The 15,405-nt window shown below is 74.2% G+C and carries 14 protein-coding genes; 8 read left to right on the forward strand and 6 right to left on the reverse strand.

Annotation, left to right across the window (positions count from 1 at the left end; all coding sequences use genetic code 11):
- Positions 1–27: 27 nt before the first annotated feature.
- Both J2S42_RS36570 and J2S42_RS36575 read right to left on the reverse strand, forming a co-directional pair.
- Positions 28–453, reverse strand: a complete 426-nt coding sequence (locus tag J2S42_RS36570) for a PPOX class F420-dependent oxidoreductase (RefSeq protein WP_307246773.1) — start codon at positions 451–453, stop codon at positions 28–30.
- 74 nt (positions 454–527) lie between these two features.
- Complete coding sequence (locus J2S42_RS36575) at positions 528–2,123, reverse strand: Na+/H+ antiporter (RefSeq protein ID WP_307246775.1); 1,596 nt, start codon at positions 2,121–2,123, stop codon at positions 528–530.
- Positions 2,124–2,228: 105 nt separating this feature from the next.
- On the opposite strand from J2S42_RS36575, the gene J2S42_RS36580 reads away from it, so the two are divergent.
- The 3 genes from J2S42_RS36580 to J2S42_RS36590 all read left to right on the forward strand — a co-directional run bounded on the left by J2S42_RS36580 (position 2,229) and on the right by J2S42_RS36590 (position 3,928).
- On the forward strand, positions 2,229–2,696 hold the full coding sequence (locus J2S42_RS36580; protein WP_307246778.1) for a molybdenum cofactor biosysynthesis protein: 468 nt from the start codon (positions 2,229–2,231) through the stop codon (positions 2,694–2,696).
- Positions 2,697–2,791: 95 nt separating this feature from the next.
- Positions 2,792–3,196, forward strand: a complete 405-nt coding sequence (locus J2S42_RS36585; protein ID WP_307246780.1) for a nuclear transport factor 2 family protein — start codon at positions 2,792–2,794, stop codon at positions 3,194–3,196.
- A 30-nt stretch (positions 3,197–3,226) separates the two neighbouring features.
- On the forward strand, positions 3,227–3,928 hold the full coding sequence (locus J2S42_RS36590) for a helix-turn-helix transcriptional regulator (protein ID WP_307246782.1): 702 nt from the start codon (positions 3,227–3,229) through the stop codon (positions 3,926–3,928).
- 117 nt (positions 3,929–4,045) lie between these two features.
- Here the strand turns inward: J2S42_RS36590 and J2S42_RS36595 are convergent, their stop codons facing one another.
- Both J2S42_RS36595 and J2S42_RS36600 read right to left on the reverse strand, forming a co-directional pair.
- Positions 4,046–4,819 (reverse strand): SDR family NAD(P)-dependent oxidoreductase, encoded by a 774-nt coding sequence (locus J2S42_RS36595; RefSeq protein WP_307246784.1) that lies wholly within the window; start codon positions 4,817–4,819, stop codon positions 4,046–4,048.
- Positions 4,820–4,925: 106 nt separating this feature from the next.
- Positions 4,926–5,849 carry a helix-turn-helix domain-containing protein gene (locus tag J2S42_RS36600; protein WP_370879332.1) on the reverse strand — a complete coding sequence of 308 codons (924 nt, stop codon included), beginning with the start codon at positions 5,847–5,849 and terminating at the stop codon, positions 4,926–4,928.
- A 173-nt stretch (positions 5,850–6,022) separates the two neighbouring features.
- Between J2S42_RS36600 and J2S42_RS36605 the strand changes: the two genes are divergently transcribed.
- A complete protein-coding gene (locus J2S42_RS36605) occupies positions 6,023–6,991 on the forward strand; it encodes a hypothetical protein (protein ID WP_307246786.1) in 969 nt (322 codons plus the stop codon).
- Here the strand turns inward: J2S42_RS36605 and J2S42_RS36610 are convergent.
- Positions 6,988–7,527, reverse strand: a complete 540-nt coding sequence (locus J2S42_RS36610; RefSeq protein WP_307246788.1) for a GNAT family N-acetyltransferase — start codon at positions 7,525–7,527, stop codon at positions 6,988–6,990. The two genes, J2S42_RS36605 and J2S42_RS36610, sit on opposite strands and share 4 nt — an antisense overlap.
- Before the next feature lie 86 nt (positions 7,528–7,613).
- Between J2S42_RS36610 and J2S42_RS36615 the strand changes: the two genes are divergently transcribed.
- Complete coding sequence (locus J2S42_RS36615; RefSeq protein ID WP_307246789.1) at positions 7,614–9,413, forward strand: alpha-amylase family glycosyl hydrolase; 1,800 nt, start codon at positions 7,614–7,616, stop codon at positions 9,411–9,413.
- Positions 9,414–9,507: 94 nt separating this feature from the next.
- Positions 9,508–10,701: a beta-ketoacyl-[acyl-carrier-protein] synthase family protein gene (locus J2S42_RS36620; protein ID WP_307246791.1), complete on the forward strand. Its 1,194-nt coding sequence runs from the start codon at positions 9,508–9,510 to the stop codon at positions 10,699–10,701.
- Here J2S42_RS36620 and J2S42_RS36625 read toward each other — a convergent pair.
- Entirely contained in the window at positions 10,685–13,687 is a 3,003-nt protein-coding gene (locus J2S42_RS36625) for an AfsR/SARP family transcriptional regulator (protein ID WP_307246794.1), read from the reverse strand. The two genes, J2S42_RS36620 and J2S42_RS36625, sit on opposite strands and share 17 nt — an antisense overlap.
- A 113-nt stretch (positions 13,688–13,800) precedes the next feature.
- Between J2S42_RS36625 and J2S42_RS36630 the strand changes: the two genes are divergently transcribed.
- Both J2S42_RS36630 and J2S42_RS36635 read left to right on the forward strand, forming a co-directional pair.
- Positions 13,801–14,205 (forward strand): cellulose binding domain-containing protein, encoded by a 405-nt coding sequence (locus J2S42_RS36630; protein ID WP_307246796.1) that lies wholly within the window; start codon positions 13,801–13,803, stop codon positions 14,203–14,205.
- Between the two features lie 326 nt (positions 14,206–14,531).
- Entirely contained in the window at positions 14,532–15,401 is an 870-nt protein-coding gene (locus J2S42_RS36635; RefSeq protein WP_307246798.1) for an NADP-dependent oxidoreductase, read from the forward strand.
- The last annotated feature ends 4 nt before the right edge of the window (positions 15,402–15,405 follow it).

The raw sequence follows: 15,405 nt of genomic DNA on the forward strand, positions 1-15,405 counted from the left end.
CGGCCGTTTCCGGCCGGGCGCGATCGCTCAGCGGATGCGTGCGCCGTAGACGTGGTCGACGGTGATGGTGAGCAGGACGCGGCGGTCGGCGACCATGGCGCGCTTGTAGTCGTCCCAGTCCGGGTGTTCGCCGGCCGCCTTGCGGTAGTAGTCGATCAGCGCGGCGACCTCGGGGCCGTCCGGGTCGGTGCCGGGGCCGGTGAGCGTGGCCGTGCCCTCGGCCGTCACCCAGGACCAGCCGTCCGGGCTGGTCGCCTCCAGTGTGGCGCGCGGGTCGCGGCGCAGGTTCGCGGTCTTGGCCCGGCCCTCGGTGATCGACACCAGGATGGTGCCGGCCTCCCGGTCGAAGTAGTGCGTGACCGGCGAGAGTTGCGGCCGGCCGTCCTTCTTGATGGTGGCGAGAATGCCGATCTTGGTGCTGGCCAGCAGGTCGTGCAGCTCGTCAGGCGTCATACTCGGCCCCAACCCCTGCTGGTCACGGGACATTCCGGTTCGGGGCCGGGTCGTCGACCCGGCCCCGTCCGTGCTCAGTGTTTGCCGGGGGAGGGCAGGATGCTCTCCTCGTGGTCCAGCTCGCGCTCCAGGATCCGCAGGTCGGCGTCCTCGAGCAGGCCGTTGTCCCGCCAGGACAGCAGCTCCTCGCGCTGCGCCATGATCATCTCCCGGCGCGCTTGCTGTGCGGCGCGGTACTCCTCGTTGACCGGCAGGGCCTCGTCCTCGGTTGCGTTCAGCACGGCCAGCCGGCCGCGGTAGCGCTCCAGGCGGGCCTCGGCCAGCCGGCGCGCGCCCGGCAGCGACGCGCGGATCGCCGGGTCCTCCGACTCCTCCAGCTCGTCCAGCCGGGCCACCGCGGCCTCCATCGCGGCCGCGCGGGCCTCGTTGCGGGTCCGGGCGCGGCTCACGTCCGTGCCCGGGATCCGCAGCACGCGCAGCAACGGGCCGAACGTCAGGCCCTGCCCGATCAGCGTCACCAGCACCACGATGTACGCGCAGAACAGCAGCAGATCCCGGTTCGGCGTGTCGCCCGGCAGCGTGAAGACCGCGGCCAGCGTGATCACGCCGCGGGTGCCGGCCCAGGTCAGCGCGGTCAGCTCGCGCAGCGACAACGCCGGGTTGTTCCGGTTCGGGTCGCCGCCCAGCCGCGCGTGCATGTGGCCGGGCAGGTGCGCCATCACGTACAGCCAGACCGGCCGCAGCAGCAGCACCACCGCGACCGTGATCCCGGCGGCGGAGACGATCGTGGCCCAGCTGTACTCGGTGAGCGCGCGCAGCACCGACGGCAGCTGCTGCCCGATCAGCACGAACACGTACCCCTCGAGCAGGTACTCCACGAAGTGCCACACCGGCCGGGACTGCAGCCGGGACCGGCTCGTCGTCATCGACGGCGCCCGGTGGCCCAGCCACAGGCCGCAGACCACCACGGCCAGCACGCCGGAGACGTGGATCTCCTCGGCGACCAGGAACACCGCGAACGGCGTACCCAGCGACAGCGCGGTGTCGATCAGCGGATCGGTGATCCGGCGGCGGACCTGCCCGAGCAGCCACGCCGACGCCAGGCCGATCGCCAGGCCACCGGCCGCCATCAGGGAGAACTCGCCGACCGCGTGCCCGAGCGAGAAGTGCCCGCTGACCGTGGCCAGCACCGCGACCTTCAGGATCGTCAGCGCGGTCGCGTCGTTGAGCAGCCCCTCACCCTCGACCAGCGTGATCAGCCGCGGCGGCAGGCCCGCCTTCCGGCCGATGGACAGCGCCGCGACCGGGTCCGGCGGCGCGACCGCGGCGCCGACCGCGATGCCGGCCGCCAGCGTCACCCCGGCCACGAACAGGTCCAGGCCGAGGCCGACCAGCAGTGCGGTGGCCAGGACCAGGCCCACGGACAGGCCCAGCACCGTACGCATGTTCCGCTTGATCGCGGTGAGGCTCGACTCCAGCGCCGCCGCGTACAGCAGCGGCGGGATCACCAGGTAGAGCACGACGTCCGGGTCGAGCTCGAGGTTCGGCCCGGGCAGATAACCGTACCCGATCCCCGCGACGACCAGCAGGACCGAGGCGGGCAGGCCACTGCGGTGCGCGACGGCGTTCGCCACCATCACCACCACGAGCCCGCCCAGCACCAGCGCCATTGTTTCGACCATCCGTACCGGCTTTCCCCTCTGCGCGATCCTCCCCACCGGAACCCTTTCATGGCGGTACGTGGCAGGTGCGGGGCGGTGCGGCACTATTGCCGGATGAACGCCGAGATCCTGCAGTTGCTGGCCTCGCCGGTGCACCGGTTCGAGGGCCGCCCGCAGGACGGCCCGGCTCCGGCACCGGCGGGCGAGCTGCGCGACTCGGTGCTGGTCCGGGCCGGCCTGGGCATTGTCGGCGATCGCTACTTCGGCCACCCGGCGCACCGCGACGCGAGCATCACGCTGATCGCGGCCGAGTCGCTGCCGCCCGGCGCCGGGCTCGCCGAGGTGCGCCGCAACGTGCTGCTGACCGGCGTGCCGGTCGACGAGCTGGTCGGCACGGTGCTCACGCTGGACTCCGGCGACGGCCCGGTGCGGCTGCGGGTCAACCGCGCGGCGCACCCGTGCGCGTGGATGGACGTCACGATCGCCCCGGGCGCGTGGCGCGCACTGCGCCGGCGCGGCGGCGTCCGCTGCACACCGCTGGACGACGGGCTGCTCCGCACCGGCCCGGTCACCATCTCCTGACCGGCCCGGCCCGACGTCTCGCCGGCGCCGCGTCGCCGGGAAATGTCGCCGAACACCGACACACCGTTGTCGCGGTGGGGCCCGAGAGTGGCGGCATGACCGAGAACACGACACCCGCAGCCACGATCGACTCCAGCGCCCGGCGGTCCCTGGACCTGTGGCTGACGATGTGGAACGGCGACGGCGAGATCGCGCGACAGATCTGCGCCGACGACTTCCGCATCCATTTCGCCGTGACCGAGTCCGACGGGTCGACTCCCGCGGACGACATCCGCACCGCCGACGACTTCGCGCGGTACCTCGCCTGGTGGCACGGGCAGCATCCGGGTGTCGTCTTCACGAACGTCGCGGACGCGATCGACGGTGACCACGGCCGGCTGCTGTGGGACATGCAGGCGGGCGAGCTTCTCGTGGGCGGTGTCGACGTGTTCGACTTCGCCGCGGACGGCCGGGTCCGGCGGGTCTGGTCGGTCGGCGGGCAGCGGAGCATGCGCAGCTGACGCGCGACCCGGCTCTGCCAGACTCGGGGGATGAAGCGAGCCGAGCGGCAGTACGCCCTCGTCGACCTGCTCCGCGGAGCACGCCGGCCGTGGTCCGCCGCTCGGCTCGCCGGCGAGTTCGGCGTGTCCGCACGCACCATCGAACGCGACATCGGATCACTCCAGCGGGCCGGGGTGCCGATCTACGCGGACCACGGCGCGGCGGGCGGCTACTCGATCCTGCGCGAGTATTCCTTGCCCCCGCTGAACCTGTCCGCCGCCGAGTCGCTCGCGGTGCTCGCCGGGCTCGCGCTGCTGGAGTCCTCGCCGTACCAGGGGGCGGCCCGGCGCGCACGGGCCAAGATCGCTGGCGTGATGGACGAGGCACACCGGGCGCCCGTGCAGGAGATGCTCGGCATGATGCGGGTCGTCGACGCCGTGGCGCCGCCGGACGGCGCCGTGCCGCTCGGGATGCTGTCCGACGCGATCGCCGCCCGGCGGGTCGTGCGGCTCACCTACCTGGGCGAGACGGATGCCTCGGCCAGCACCGTGCGCGACGTCGAGACGATGGGGCTGCTGCGCGCGGGCGACGCGTGGATCCTCGCCGGCTGGTGCCGGCTCCGCGACGCGATCCGCGGCTTCCGCATCGAGCGGATCAGCCGGTTCGAGATCCTCGACGAGGTCCCGCCGCCGCGCGACCCGGCGCTCCTCGACGCGGACCTCGCTCGGTGGCCGACCCGGCGCCTCGGCTGAACCACGCCCCGGCCGGGCCGGCGCCCGGGAGACGACGCCCGGACGAGTCCCGGGGTCCTCCGGGCCGGGCCGGCCGCGGTCTCCTGACGCCGCGACCGTCGCGTGTGCCGCGGCTCGTCAGGCCCGGTAGCGGGACGCGAGCCGAGGGCTCTGCCCGCCGAACGCGGCCAGCTCCGCCGTGAACACCGAATCCAGCAGCCCGCGGTCCTCGACGCCGGGGGCGATGACGACCTCGCCGCGGCCGATGCCGGTCAGCGCGGCGGTGACCACGTCGGCGGCCGGCATGCGGGGGACGGCGGACAGGTCCATGCCCTGGACCGAGTGGAACTCGGTGGCGACGACGCCCGGGCAGACCACGTGTGCGGTCACGCCGGTGCCGTCCAGCTCCGCGTGCAGCGTCTGCGTCATCGTGAGCGCGTGGGCCAGCGTGCCGGCGTAGACGGCGCGGCGTGGCATCAGTGACGCCGGTGCCGGGCCGGAGAACGCGATCATGCCGGCCACCGCCACGACCGTGCCGGTGCCGCGGGAGATCATCCCGGGCAGCGCGGCGCGGGTGAGCATGGTCGGTGCGACCACCTTGACGTGCACCAGTTCGCGGGCCTTCGCGGCCGGCAGCGCGGACATCGGCATGTAGTGCGCCACGCCCGCGTTGTTGACCAGCATGGTCAGCGGCTCGCTCGCGCACAGCTCCGCGACCGTGTCCACGCCGGCGTCGGTGCCCAGGTCCGCGACGACGACCCGGACGTCGACGCCGGGCAGGGACGCCGCGAGCGCGTCGAGCCGGTCGCGGCGGCGCCCGGTCACGATCAGGTCGTGTCCGTCCGCGGCCAGGCGCTCCGCGAAAGCCTGCCCGATCCCGGACGACGCGCCGGTGACGAGTGCGAGTCCCATGATCTATCCCCTTTTCCTGTCGTGCGGACAGGACCATGGTGTGCCGCGGCGCCCGGCGTACCCAGTGGATCGCTTTTCCTGGGTCTGTCAGGGCCGGTGTCGCGGTTCAGAGCGCGCCGACGGCGCGGTACAGCCAGACGGAGCCGAGGGCACCGGAGGGCCGGGGCGTGCCGTTGATCGTGGCGACCAGTGCGTGGTAGCGGCCGAGCAGCGCGGTGCCGCGTGCGGTGTGCGGGCCGGGGTCCGCGTCGAGCACCTGCCGCCGGACGCGGTCGACGTCCGGGTCGCCGGTCAGCGTCGCGAGCGTCGTCACGTACCGGTTCGCCAGTTCCCGGGCGCGCGCGGAGTCGATCGGCTCGCCGCCCCGGGCCGCGATCATGGCCTCGGTGAGGATCCCGGCGAGCCGCTCCGCCTCCTCCTCCGGCCAGCGCTCGGCGCCGCGGAAGGTCTCCCGGAAGTAGCCGCGCACCGCGGACCGGAACGCGGGGTCGCGGACCGTGTCGGCCAGCTCGATCCACGCCTCCAGCTGTTCCACGGCCGGGTCGTCCGGCAGCCGGGGGCGCATGCGCACCAGCTCGCCGACCAGGTCCGCCAGGTCCAGGCCGGCGGTCACCTCGGTCCAGAACTCCTCGATCAGCCGGGCGCGGTCGTCGTCGGACATGGAGACCAGCTTGTGCATCAGATTCACCTGTTCGGCCGGGGTCTGCTGGCGGACGACGGTGCGCAGGACCGCGCGCCGGGCCTGGAAGTCGCGCATCCGCGCCTCGAGCAGCTCCAGGTGCGCGGCGGCGAGGTCGTGCAGCGTGGTGCCGCCGGCCAGCAGCCGGCGGATCTCGTCCAGGCCGGCGCCGAGGTCGCGGAGCGTGCGGACCAGTTCCAGGCTCGCGATCGCCCGTACGTCGTAGAGCCGGTAGCCGGCGTCGGTGTGCCCGCTGGGCGCGATGACGCCGGCGTCCGCGTAGTACCGGATGGCGCTGACGCTCAGGCCGGTGCGCCGCGCCACGTCTCCGATCGGGTAGAGCTCGTTCATACCGATCACTCTGGCGTCTCAAGCCGCTCGAGAGTCAATTCCCCGACGGAAACCGGCCGCAACCGCCCCGCCGGGCGCGGCGTGTTCCTCACGTAGAGCGGCTGACACACGGGGGCAGCCGCCGATCAGCAGGAGGAACAGCCGTGAACAGTCCAATGAGGACGATTGCGCCCATGCTCGTCGCCGCCGGCATGCTCGGCACCGTCGCGCTGACCGCCGCACCGGCCGGGGCCGCGCCGGCCGGGACTACGGCCGCGAAGTGCCGCATCGCCTACCTGCCGGTGCCGGACGGCGCCGACGTCCACAGCACGGTCATCGCGGGCGGGGACGTCACCGGGCGGTACGCGGTCGGCAGCGTCACGTACGGCTTCGGCACCGAGCAGGTGATCTGGAAGGACGGCGCGGTCAGCGTGCCGTCGCTGCCGTTCGGCGAGGGCAAGCTGGACGACGTGAACTCGTCCGGCGTCGCGGTCGGCTACGGGCTCACCATGAACTACGACTCCGTCCCGGTGGCCTGGTCGGAGGCGACCGGCCTCCAGGAGCTGACGGTGCCGGAGGAGGGCTGGTCGGGCCGGGCCTTCGCGATCAACTCACGCGGCGACATCGCCGGCACGGTGTACGACAAGTCGGACTACGACGGCACCCAGGTCGCCGTGGTCTGGCCGGCCGGTGCGCCCGGCACGATCGAGGTCCTGCCGGCCGAGGGCCCGCACTACGCGGTCGACATCGACGAGGACGGCACCGTCCTGGCGCACGCCGGCAGCTTCGTGTGGAGCCCCGGCGGGTCCACGGTCTGGGACCGGGCCGGCGACGACGTCCGGCAGCTCGGCGAGCGGTCCTTCGGCTCGACGATCAGCGGCGGCTACGTCCTCCACTCCAAGGACACCGCGGACGGCACCCGGTACGTGGTGCTCGACCTGGACGGCCGGAGCCGGGACGTGCGTCACCTCGACATCGCGGCGACGATCAACCGCCACGGCGACGTCGCGGGTCAGGGCACGGTCATCGAGCGCCGCAACGGCTCCACCATCCCGCTCCAGCTCCCGGCGGGCACCGTCGCCTGGGTCACCGCCCTCAGCGACACCGGCACCGCCTACGGCACCGCCGCCGGCCTGCCGGCCATGTGGAAGAACTGCCGCTAGAGCACGACGCGACCCGGGGCCGGCACGGCCTGCCCCGGGTTCGCCGCGGCCCCGCGGGCACGGACGTGGCGGTGGCCGCCGTCGCGGCCGGGGGCCTCCGGGGGCAGCGTCTCGGCGTACCGGTAGCCGGACTTGACCGCGACCCGGCAGGACGCCGGGTTGCCCAGACGGTGGAACAGGTCGATCGCGGCCAGCCCGGGGAACTCGACGAACGCCCAGCCGGTCAGCAGGCCCACCGCGCGCGGTGCGACGCCCCGGCCACGGGCGGCCGCGACGGTCCAGTAGCCGACCTCGCCCCGCGGGCCGGCCGGGTCCGGGCGCTTCAGCGCGACCGTGCCCAGCACCAGCGCGTCCTTGACCACGGCGAAGCCGTAGCGGGTGCCGGCGGCCCAGCCCTCGTCGTGCATGGCGATCCAGGCCGACGCCTCCGCGGGCGTGGTGCAGTGCAGCCGGGTGCCGGCGCGCAGCACCGGGTCGGCGTACGCGTCGACGAGCGCGGGCACGTCGGCCGCCACCCAGCGGCGCAGCTCGATCATGAACGGACTCTAGACGTACCCCCGAATGGGTCTGAAAAGCGGCAGCTGGGTATCTCGGGACCGGACGCGCGCAGTAGAAACGATGGATGCGGAGCGTCAGCGAGATCGATGTCGAGCGGCTGACCGGGCGGGCGTTCCATCCGTCGCCGGTGGCCTGGGAGGACGAGGTCCTCTACTTCCTGATGGTGGACCGGTTCTCGGACGGGCGGGAGCGGGACTGGCGGGACAACGACGGCGTGTCGGTCGCGTTCGGCGAGACGCCGCGGCTGCGGCCGGAGAACCACGGCAACGCGCTGGGCACCGAGGCGGAGCGCGCAGCCTGGCGGGACGCGGGCGAGCGGTTCACCGGCGGCACACTGCGCGGCTTGCGTGGCAAGCTCGGCTACCTGCGCCGGCTGGGGATCACCGCGGTCTGGGTCAGCCCGATCCTGAAGCAGGTGCCGGGCGTGGAGAGCTACCACGGGTACGGCACGCAGGACTTCCTCGACGTGGACCCGCGCTTCGGCACCCCGGACGACCTGCGCGACCTGGTGGCGACCGCGCACGCGATGGGCATCCGGGTGATCCTGGACGTGGTGCTCAACCACACCGGCGACGTGTTCGACTACGCGGTCCCGGCGCCGGTCTGGGACGGCTCGACGTTCCCGGTCGCGGGCTTCCGGGACACCGACGGCAAGCCGGTCCTGCCGTTCGGGCCGCTCACCGACAGGGACACCGGTGTGTGGCCGGCCGAGCTGCAGACGCTGGAGACGTTCACCCGGGAGGGCCGGATCCAGGACTGGGACCGCTGGCCGGAGTATCTGCGCGGCGACTTCCAGACGCTCAAGGACGTGGCGCTGCTGCGCCCGGACGGCTCGCCGTCACCGGCGCTGGCCGCGCTGACCCGGGCGTACCAGTTCTGGCTCGCGTTCGCCGACCTGGACGGCTTCCGGGTGGACACGGTCAAGCACATGGACCCGGCCGCGGCCCGCTACTTCGCGTCCGCGATCCACGAGTTCGCGGCCAGCATCGGCAAGGAGAACTTCTACCTGATCGCGGAGATCACCGGACCGCGCTCGTTCGCGTTCCGGACGTTGCAGGCGGTCGGCATGGACGCGGCGCTCGGCATCGCCGACGTGCAGGACCACCTGGAGTGGCTGGTCAAGGGCCGGCAGAACCCGGTCGACTACTTCGGGCTGTTCCGGGACGCGCTGCAGGACGGCAAGGACTCGCACACCTGGTACCGCAATCGCGTGGTGACCGGCTTCGACGACCACGACCAGGTGCGCAAGGGCGCGCGGAAGGCCCGGTTCGCCGCGACCGAGCACGGTGACCGGCTGGCCGTGGCCGCGCTCGCGCTGAACGCGGCCACGCTCGGCATCCCGTGCGTCTACTACGGCACCGAGCAGCTGTTCGACGGCGCGGGCGGCGACGACCGGTACATCCGGGAGGCGATGTTCGGCGGCGCGTTCGGGCCGTTCCGCAGCCGCGGCCGGCACGCGTTCGACGAGGACCACCCGGTTTACCGCGGGCTCGCCCGGGTGCTGGCGCTGCGCCGCCGGGTGCCCGCGCTGCGCCGCGGCCGGCAGTACCTGCGGCCGATCTCCGGCGACGGTGTCTCGTTCGGCCCGCCGCAGATCATCGGCGACGGCCCGATGCGCGCCGTCGTGCCCTGGTCGCGTATCTTCGCCGGCCACGAGGTGCTGTGCGCGATCAACACGGACCCGTTCGCGCCGCGTACCGCGTGGGTGACCGTCGACCGTGATCTGCACCCGCCGGGCACGGAGCTGACCTGCCACTTCAACACCGACCAACACCTCGAGGGTACGGTCGTGCGCGCGGAACCCCGGAACGGTAGCGCGATCCCGGTCACCGTGCCGGCGGGGGGCTTCGTGGCGTATTGGTGATCACGTGAGCACCGGATGGACTGGGGTTTGACACCCGGCGAGCCGATACTGGATCACGGCAGCTATCCGTGTCGGAAATATCAGGGGATCGTCGATGCTCGAGTCTCGGGACGGACGCCGGGTCGTGGTGACCGGTGTGGGAGTGGTGGCACCGTGCGGGATCGGTGCGGCCGACTTCTGGGCAGGTCTCGCCAAGCCCGTGCCGCCGTCGGTCACCCGCGAGGTGACCGGCTTCGACCCGGCCACGATCGGCCTGTCCAAGGTGGAGATCCGCCGCTTGGACCGGTTCGCCCAGCTCGCGCTGGTCGCGGCGGACGAGGCGATCGGCGACGCCGGCCTGGCCGAGGAGTCCGCGCGGGACGGCGAGCGCACCGGCGTGCTGATCGGCTGCGGCATCGGCGGCGCGTGGTCGTGGGAGTCGCAGGTCCGGCTGATGGACGAGAAGGGCCCGGCCCGGGTCTCGCCGCTGACCGTGCCGATGGTGATGCCGAACGCGGCCGCCGGTGCCGTCTCGATGCGCTGGGGCCTGTCCGGCCCGTGCGAGACGATCTCCACCGCGTGCGCCACCGGCACCCAGTCGATCGGCAACGCGGCCCGCTGGATCGCCGCGGGCCGCGCGGACACGGTCGTCGCCGGCGGCACCGAGTCCTGCCTGACCGGCGTCAACCTGGCCGGGTTCGGCAACATGCGCGCGCTCTCCCCGACCGGCGTCTCCCGCCCGTTCGACGCGGACCGGGACGGTTTCTGCGCGGCCGAGGGCGCCGGCATCCTGGTGCTGGAGGAGCGCTCCCGGGCGGTGGCGCGCGGCGCCCGTATCTACGCGGAGATCGCCGGGGTCGGCTCGGGCGCGGACGCGTACCACATCACCGCGCCGGCGCCCGGCGGCCGGGGCGCGGCGCGGTGCATGCGGGAGGCGCTCGCCGACGGCGGCGTCGCGCCGGCCGAGGTCACCCACATCAACGCGCACGGCACGTCCACGCCGCTCAACGACGCCGGTGAGGCGGACGCGATCGCGGCGGTGTTCGGCGACCACCGGCCCGCCGTCACGTCGATCAAGGGCGTGACCGGGCACTCCCTCGGCGGCGCCGGTGCGATCGAGGCGGCCGCGCTGTCGCTGACGTTCGCTCACCGCTCGCTGCCGCCGACGGTCGGCACCACCACGGTGGACCCGGCGCTGGACATCGACGTGGTGCTGTCCCCGCGGGACTGGGAGCCGGCGCCGGCGCTGACCAACAGCTTCGGCTTCGGCGGCCACAACGCCACGCTGCTCTTCACGCCGGCCGGGTAGTCCCGGTCAGGATCGGCGCGGGACGGGGCGCGCCGATCTCGGTGAGGATGGCCTCGGCCGCGTCGCGGTGGGTGGCCGCGGCGGTGCCGTCGGCGAGCGCCTCCGCGGCCGCGGTCAGGCCGCTGTGCGCACGGGCCTGTTCGTAGCGGTCGCCGATCTCGCGGGCCACGGAGAGCGCGGCCGTGTGCGCCTCCCGCGCGGCGCCGGGCCGGCCGGCCGCGGCATGTGCCTCGCCGATGCTGTTGCCGGCCTGTGCCTCACCGGCGCGCTCGCCGAGCCGGCGGAAGATGGTCAGCGCCTCCAGCAGGTGGTCGAAGCCGGCGGCGTCGCCGAGCGCCAGCTCCGCGGTGCCGAGGCCGTCCAGCGCGAGCGCCTCACCGCCGCGTTCGGTGCTGCGGCGGAAGAGCGTGAGCGCGGCCCGGTGGTGGTCGGCCGCGTCGATCAGCCGGCCCCGGCCGGCCTCCACGTGGCCCAGGGTGACGAGCACGTACGCCTCGCCGATGTGGTCGGAGATGCTCCGGCACAGCTCGACCGAGCGGCGCAGGTGCGTCTCCGCGTCCGCGTGCCGGCCCTGCCGCCGGTAGATCTGGCCGAGGTTGCCGAGCACGCGCGCCTCGGCCGGGCGGTCGCCGGTGCGGCGGCACAGCGCCAGCGCCTCGCGCAGGTGGGCGGCCGCGGACTCGTACCGGCCGAGCCACGCGTCGACGTGGCCGAGGTTGCCGAGCGCGCGGGTCTCCGCGGCCGCGTCCCCGCACCGCCGGGCCGCGTCGATCGCGTACCCCAGGTACTCCGCGGCCTGCGCGAACCGGCCCTGCTGGCTGTAGATCAACGCGATGTTGTTGAGCAGCTGTGCCTCGGCCGCGGTGTCGCCGGTGCGCCGCGCGGCGTCCCGCGCGTGGGTGTGCATCGCGATCGCCTCGGCCACGTGCCCGCCGCCCTCCAGGTAGCGCAGCAGCGTGACGGTGAGCGCGACCGCGTGCGCGGAATGGTCGTGCACGGCCGCGTACGCCACGGCCGCGGCCAGGTTGCCGCGCTCGTCGTCCAGCCACATCTGCGCGGCCATCGGGTCGCCTACCGGCGGCATCGGCAGCGGGGGTGCGGTGGACAGCCGGTACCGGTCGCGTTCGGCCGGGTGCAGCGTGATCATCGCGGTCTGCGCGGTGTGCAGCCAGGCGTCCAGCATGCGGGCCGTGCCGGTCTCGTCGCCGTCGAGCAGCGCCAGTTCGGACGCGTACGCGCGGAGCAGGTCGTGCAGCGCGTACCGGCCGGAACCGTGGTGCTGCACCAGGTGTGCGGCGGCCAGCGACTCCAGCAGGTCCCGGGCGCGGGCCACGCCGGTGTCGAACAGCGCGGCCGCGGCGTACGGCTCGACGTCCGGGCCCGGGTGCAGGCCGAGCAGCCGGAACGCGCGCGCGGCCGGTTCCGGCAGCTGCCGGTAGGAGAACGAGAACACCGCGCGGACGCCGGTCTCCGGGTCGCCGCCCGCGTCCAGCATGGACAGCCGCCGCCGTTCGTCCGCCAGCTCGCCGACCAGCTGCCGCAGCGGCACGGACGGGCGGGACAGCGCCAGCTCCGCGGCCACCCGCAGCGCCAGCGGCAGCCGGGCGCAGCGCTCGGCCAGCTCGTCGGTGGCGGCCGGGTCCTGGTCGCAGCGCGGCCCGATCAGCCGGCGCAGCAGCGCGAGCGCGTCCGCGTGCGGCAGCAGGTCCAGGTCGAGGCGGCGGGCGCCGTGCCGGGCGACCAGGCCGGGCAGCGCGTCCCGGCTGGTCACCACCGTGAGGCAGCCGGCCGTGCCGGGCAGCAGCGGGCGGACCTGCGCGACCGAGGACGCGTTGTCCAGCACGATCAGCATCCGGCGGCCGTCCAGCAGGCTGCGGTAGCGGTCGGCCCGCTCGTCCGTGTCCAGCGGCACCTCCTGGCCGGGCACGCCGAGCGAGCGGAGGAACCGGGCGAGCGCCTCACCGGCCGCGACCGGGCGCTCCGCGTCGTACCCCCGGAGGTTGATGTAGAGCTGGCCGTCCGGGAAGCCGGTGCGGACCCGGTGCGCCCAGCGCACCGCGAGCGCGGTCTTGCCGACCCCGGCCGTGCCGGACAGCGCGGAGATGACCACGGTCGGCGAGCCGAGCAGTGCGTCCAGCCGGGCGAGTTCGCCGTCCCGGCCGACGAAGTCCGGCACGTCCGCGGGCAGTTGCGCGGGGACGTGCCGGCGTGGCCGGGATTCGGCCGCGATGACCGGCGCCTCGGCGCGCAGCACCGCGTCGTGCGCGGCGCGCAGCTCCGGGCCTGGGTCGACGCCCAGCTCGTCCGCGAGGCGGCGGCGGGCCGCGTGGTAGACCTCGAACGCGTCCGCGCGCCGGCCGGCCGCGGCGTACGCGCGGATCAGCCGGGCCTGACCGGCCTCGTCCAGCGGCTGGGCCGCGACCGCCTCCTCCAGCGCGGGCAGCGCCTCCGCGACCTCGCCCAGCGCGATCTTCAGCTCGCCGTAACGGGCCAGCGCGGCGGCGCGCTCGGCCGCGACCGCGACCACCTTCGGGTGCCCGGCCAGCTGCGGCACGTCGGCCAGCGGCGCGCCCTGCCACTGCCGCAGCGCCTGCTCCAGCAGCGCCGCCGCGCGCCGGTCGTCGCCGACGTGCCGGGCCGCGGCGGCCTGCGCGTGCAGGTGGCGGAAGCAGAGCAGATCCAGCGTGTCCGCGGTGGCGCGCAGCGCGTAGCCGTCGCCGACGTGCGGGAGCAGCAGGCTGCGCGAGCGGGCCGGGCGGTCCGGTTCCAGCCGGCGGCGCAGGTGCTTGACGTACGTCTGCAGCACGTTGACGGCGCTGGCCGGCGGGTCGTCACCCCAGAGCGAGTCGATCAGTTCGGGCCGGGTCACCGGCTGGCCACCGGCGAGCGCGAGCAGGCCCAGGACGGCGCGCTGCCCGGCCGAGGTGAACTCGACCGGCTGCTCGCCGAGCCAGGCGCGGACCGTGCCGAGCACCTGGATCCGCACGCGGCGCCTCCTCTCCAGTACCCGTCCAGTACGCGTCCAGTGTGCGGGTCGACGCTGCCATTGAAACGATAGATCGCAGTGTGGAAATAGGACAGAAACTGGGGGTACGGAACGTGCGAGGGGGAATCGCCACACTGGTGGCGGCGTGTCTGGCCGCGATCCTCCCGGCGGTGCCGGCGTCGGCCGCAGCCGCGGGAGAGCCCTGCAACATCAGTTACCGGCCGACCCAGGGCGGCGAGGTCTTCGACGTCTACCTGGTGATCACCAACACCAGCGACTATCAGATCAACGGCTGGACGCTGGCGTTCGTGCTGCCGGAGGGGCAGTCGTACGCGGGCGGCGCCTACGGCGTGGAGGTCACGGTCAACGGCCGGGAGGTCATCGGACGGCACAAGGAGTGGAACAAGGTCGTGGACGAGGACGGTGAGGTGTCGCTCGGCTTCAAGATCAAGGGCTCGAACTGGCGGGTCGAGCCGACGGAGTTCACCGTCAACGGCGGCACCTGCACGGTGTCCTGACATCGATCAGCATCGCTGTTTTTGCGAAGGGTTCTCGCCGTGGTCCGGCCGGTGCCGCGCTCGCCGCGGTGCCGGCCTCGTCGTCCGCCGCGCCGCTCCCGGGATGTTCCGCGAGGGGTTCGGCCGCGAACCGGTGCTTCGCGGCTTCCACGTCTCCGGCAGCGCCGAGCGCCCGCGCCGAACCCGCCGCCCGCGCCGAACTCGCGGCCTGGGCCGACGCGGAACGGTAGAGCTGCGGTGTTACCGTGGCGAAACAGCGCTGCGGCCGGTCTGTAACGGGCCGCTGGGCGGCCGGCGCCCCTCCGCCGGTTGATCGAGGTGCCGTCATGAAAGCTCTGCGCTTCGCCGAGTTCGGACCGCCCGAGGTGATGAGCGTCGTCGAGACGCCCGCACCGCACGCCGGCCCCGGGCGGGTCCGCATCGCGGTCCGCGCCGCCGGCGTCAGCCGCACGGATTCGCTGATCCGCGCCGGTGCCACGCCGCCGGTACCGCTGCCGCGCATCCCCGGCCTGGACGCGGCCGGCGTCGTCGACCAGGTCGGCGAGGACGTGCGCGGCTACCGGATCGGCGACGAGGTGTTCGGCATCGCGCCCGGCGGCGCCTGCGCGGAACACGCGGTGCTGACCCACTTCGCGCGCAAACCCCCCGCGATGAGCTGGGCCGACGCGGCGGGTCTGCCCAGCGCGGTGGAGGCCGCGCTGCGCGCGCTGGAGACGCTGCGCCCCGCGCCCGGCGACGTCCTCCTGATCACCGGCGCGGCCGGTGCGGTCGGCCTGGCCGCGGCGCAGCTCGCCCGCGCCCGCGGCCTGCTGGTGGCCGGCGTCGCCGCGCCGGACGCACACGACCTGCTGCGCGGGTTCGGCATCACGCCGGTCGCCGCGCCGGAGGTGGCCCGCGCGCTGGTCCCGGACGGCATCGACTGCGTGTTCGACGCCGCCGGGACGCTGACGCCGGACCTGATCGCGCTGGCCGGTGCCGCCGACCGGGTGGTCACGTCCGGCCCGTCCGGCGACACCGGCGCGCTCAGCCTCACCACCGACGCGCCGCGCCGCGCCTGGCACGGCCTGGCCGAGGCCGCCGGCCTGTTCGAACGCGGCGAGTTCCGCCTCCCGGTGGACCGTACGTTCCCGCTCGCCGCCGGCCCCGAGGCCCACCACCTCAGCGACTCCGGCCACCGCCTCGCGCTGCTCCTCTGACGAG

Source organism: Catenuloplanes indicus (assembly GCF_030813715.1).
GTDB lineage: Bacteria > Actinomycetota > Actinomycetes > Mycobacteriales > Micromonosporaceae > Catenuloplanes > Catenuloplanes indicus.

Excerpts from the sequence above, each read along its gene's own strand:
- J2S42_RS36570 (WP_307246773.1), bottom strand. The coding sequence starts at position 453 with ATGACGCCTGACGAGCTGCACGACCTGCTGGCCAGCACCAAGATCGGC.
- J2S42_RS36575 (WP_307246775.1), bottom strand. The coding sequence starts at position 2,123 with ATGGCGCTGGTGCTGGGCGGGCTCGTGGTGGTGATGGTGGCGAACGCC.
- J2S42_RS36580 (WP_307246778.1), top strand. The coding sequence starts at position 2,229 with ATGAACGCCGAGATCCTGCAGTTGCTGGCCTCGCCGGTGCACCGGTTC.
- J2S42_RS36585 (WP_307246780.1), top strand. The coding sequence starts at position 2,792 with ATGACCGAGAACACGACACCCGCAGCCACGATCGACTCCAGCGCCCGG.
- J2S42_RS36590 (WP_307246782.1), top strand. The coding sequence starts at position 3,227 with ATGAAGCGAGCCGAGCGGCAGTACGCCCTCGTCGACCTGCTCCGCGGA.
- J2S42_RS36595 (WP_307246784.1), bottom strand. The coding sequence starts at position 4,819 with ATGGGACTCGCACTCGTCACCGGCGCGTCGTCCGGGATCGGGCAGGCT.
- J2S42_RS36600 (WP_370879332.1), bottom strand. The coding sequence starts at position 5,849 with ATGAACGAGCTCTACCCGATCGGAGACGTGGCGCGGCGCACCGGCCTG.
- J2S42_RS36605 (WP_307246786.1), top strand. The coding sequence starts at position 6,023 with ATGCTCGTCGCCGCCGGCATGCTCGGCACCGTCGCGCTGACCGCCGCA.
- J2S42_RS36610 (WP_307246788.1), bottom strand. The coding sequence starts at position 7,527 with ATGATCGAGCTGCGCCGCTGGGTGGCGGCCGACGTGCCCGCGCTCGTC.
- J2S42_RS36615 (WP_307246789.1), top strand. The coding sequence starts at position 7,614 with ATGCGGAGCGTCAGCGAGATCGATGTCGAGCGGCTGACCGGGCGGGCG.
- J2S42_RS36620 (WP_307246791.1), top strand. The coding sequence starts at position 9,508 with ATGCTCGAGTCTCGGGACGGACGCCGGGTCGTGGTGACCGGTGTGGGA.
- J2S42_RS36635 (WP_307246798.1), top strand. The coding sequence starts at position 14,532 with ATGAAAGCTCTGCGCTTCGCCGAGTTCGGACCGCCCGAGGTGATGAGC.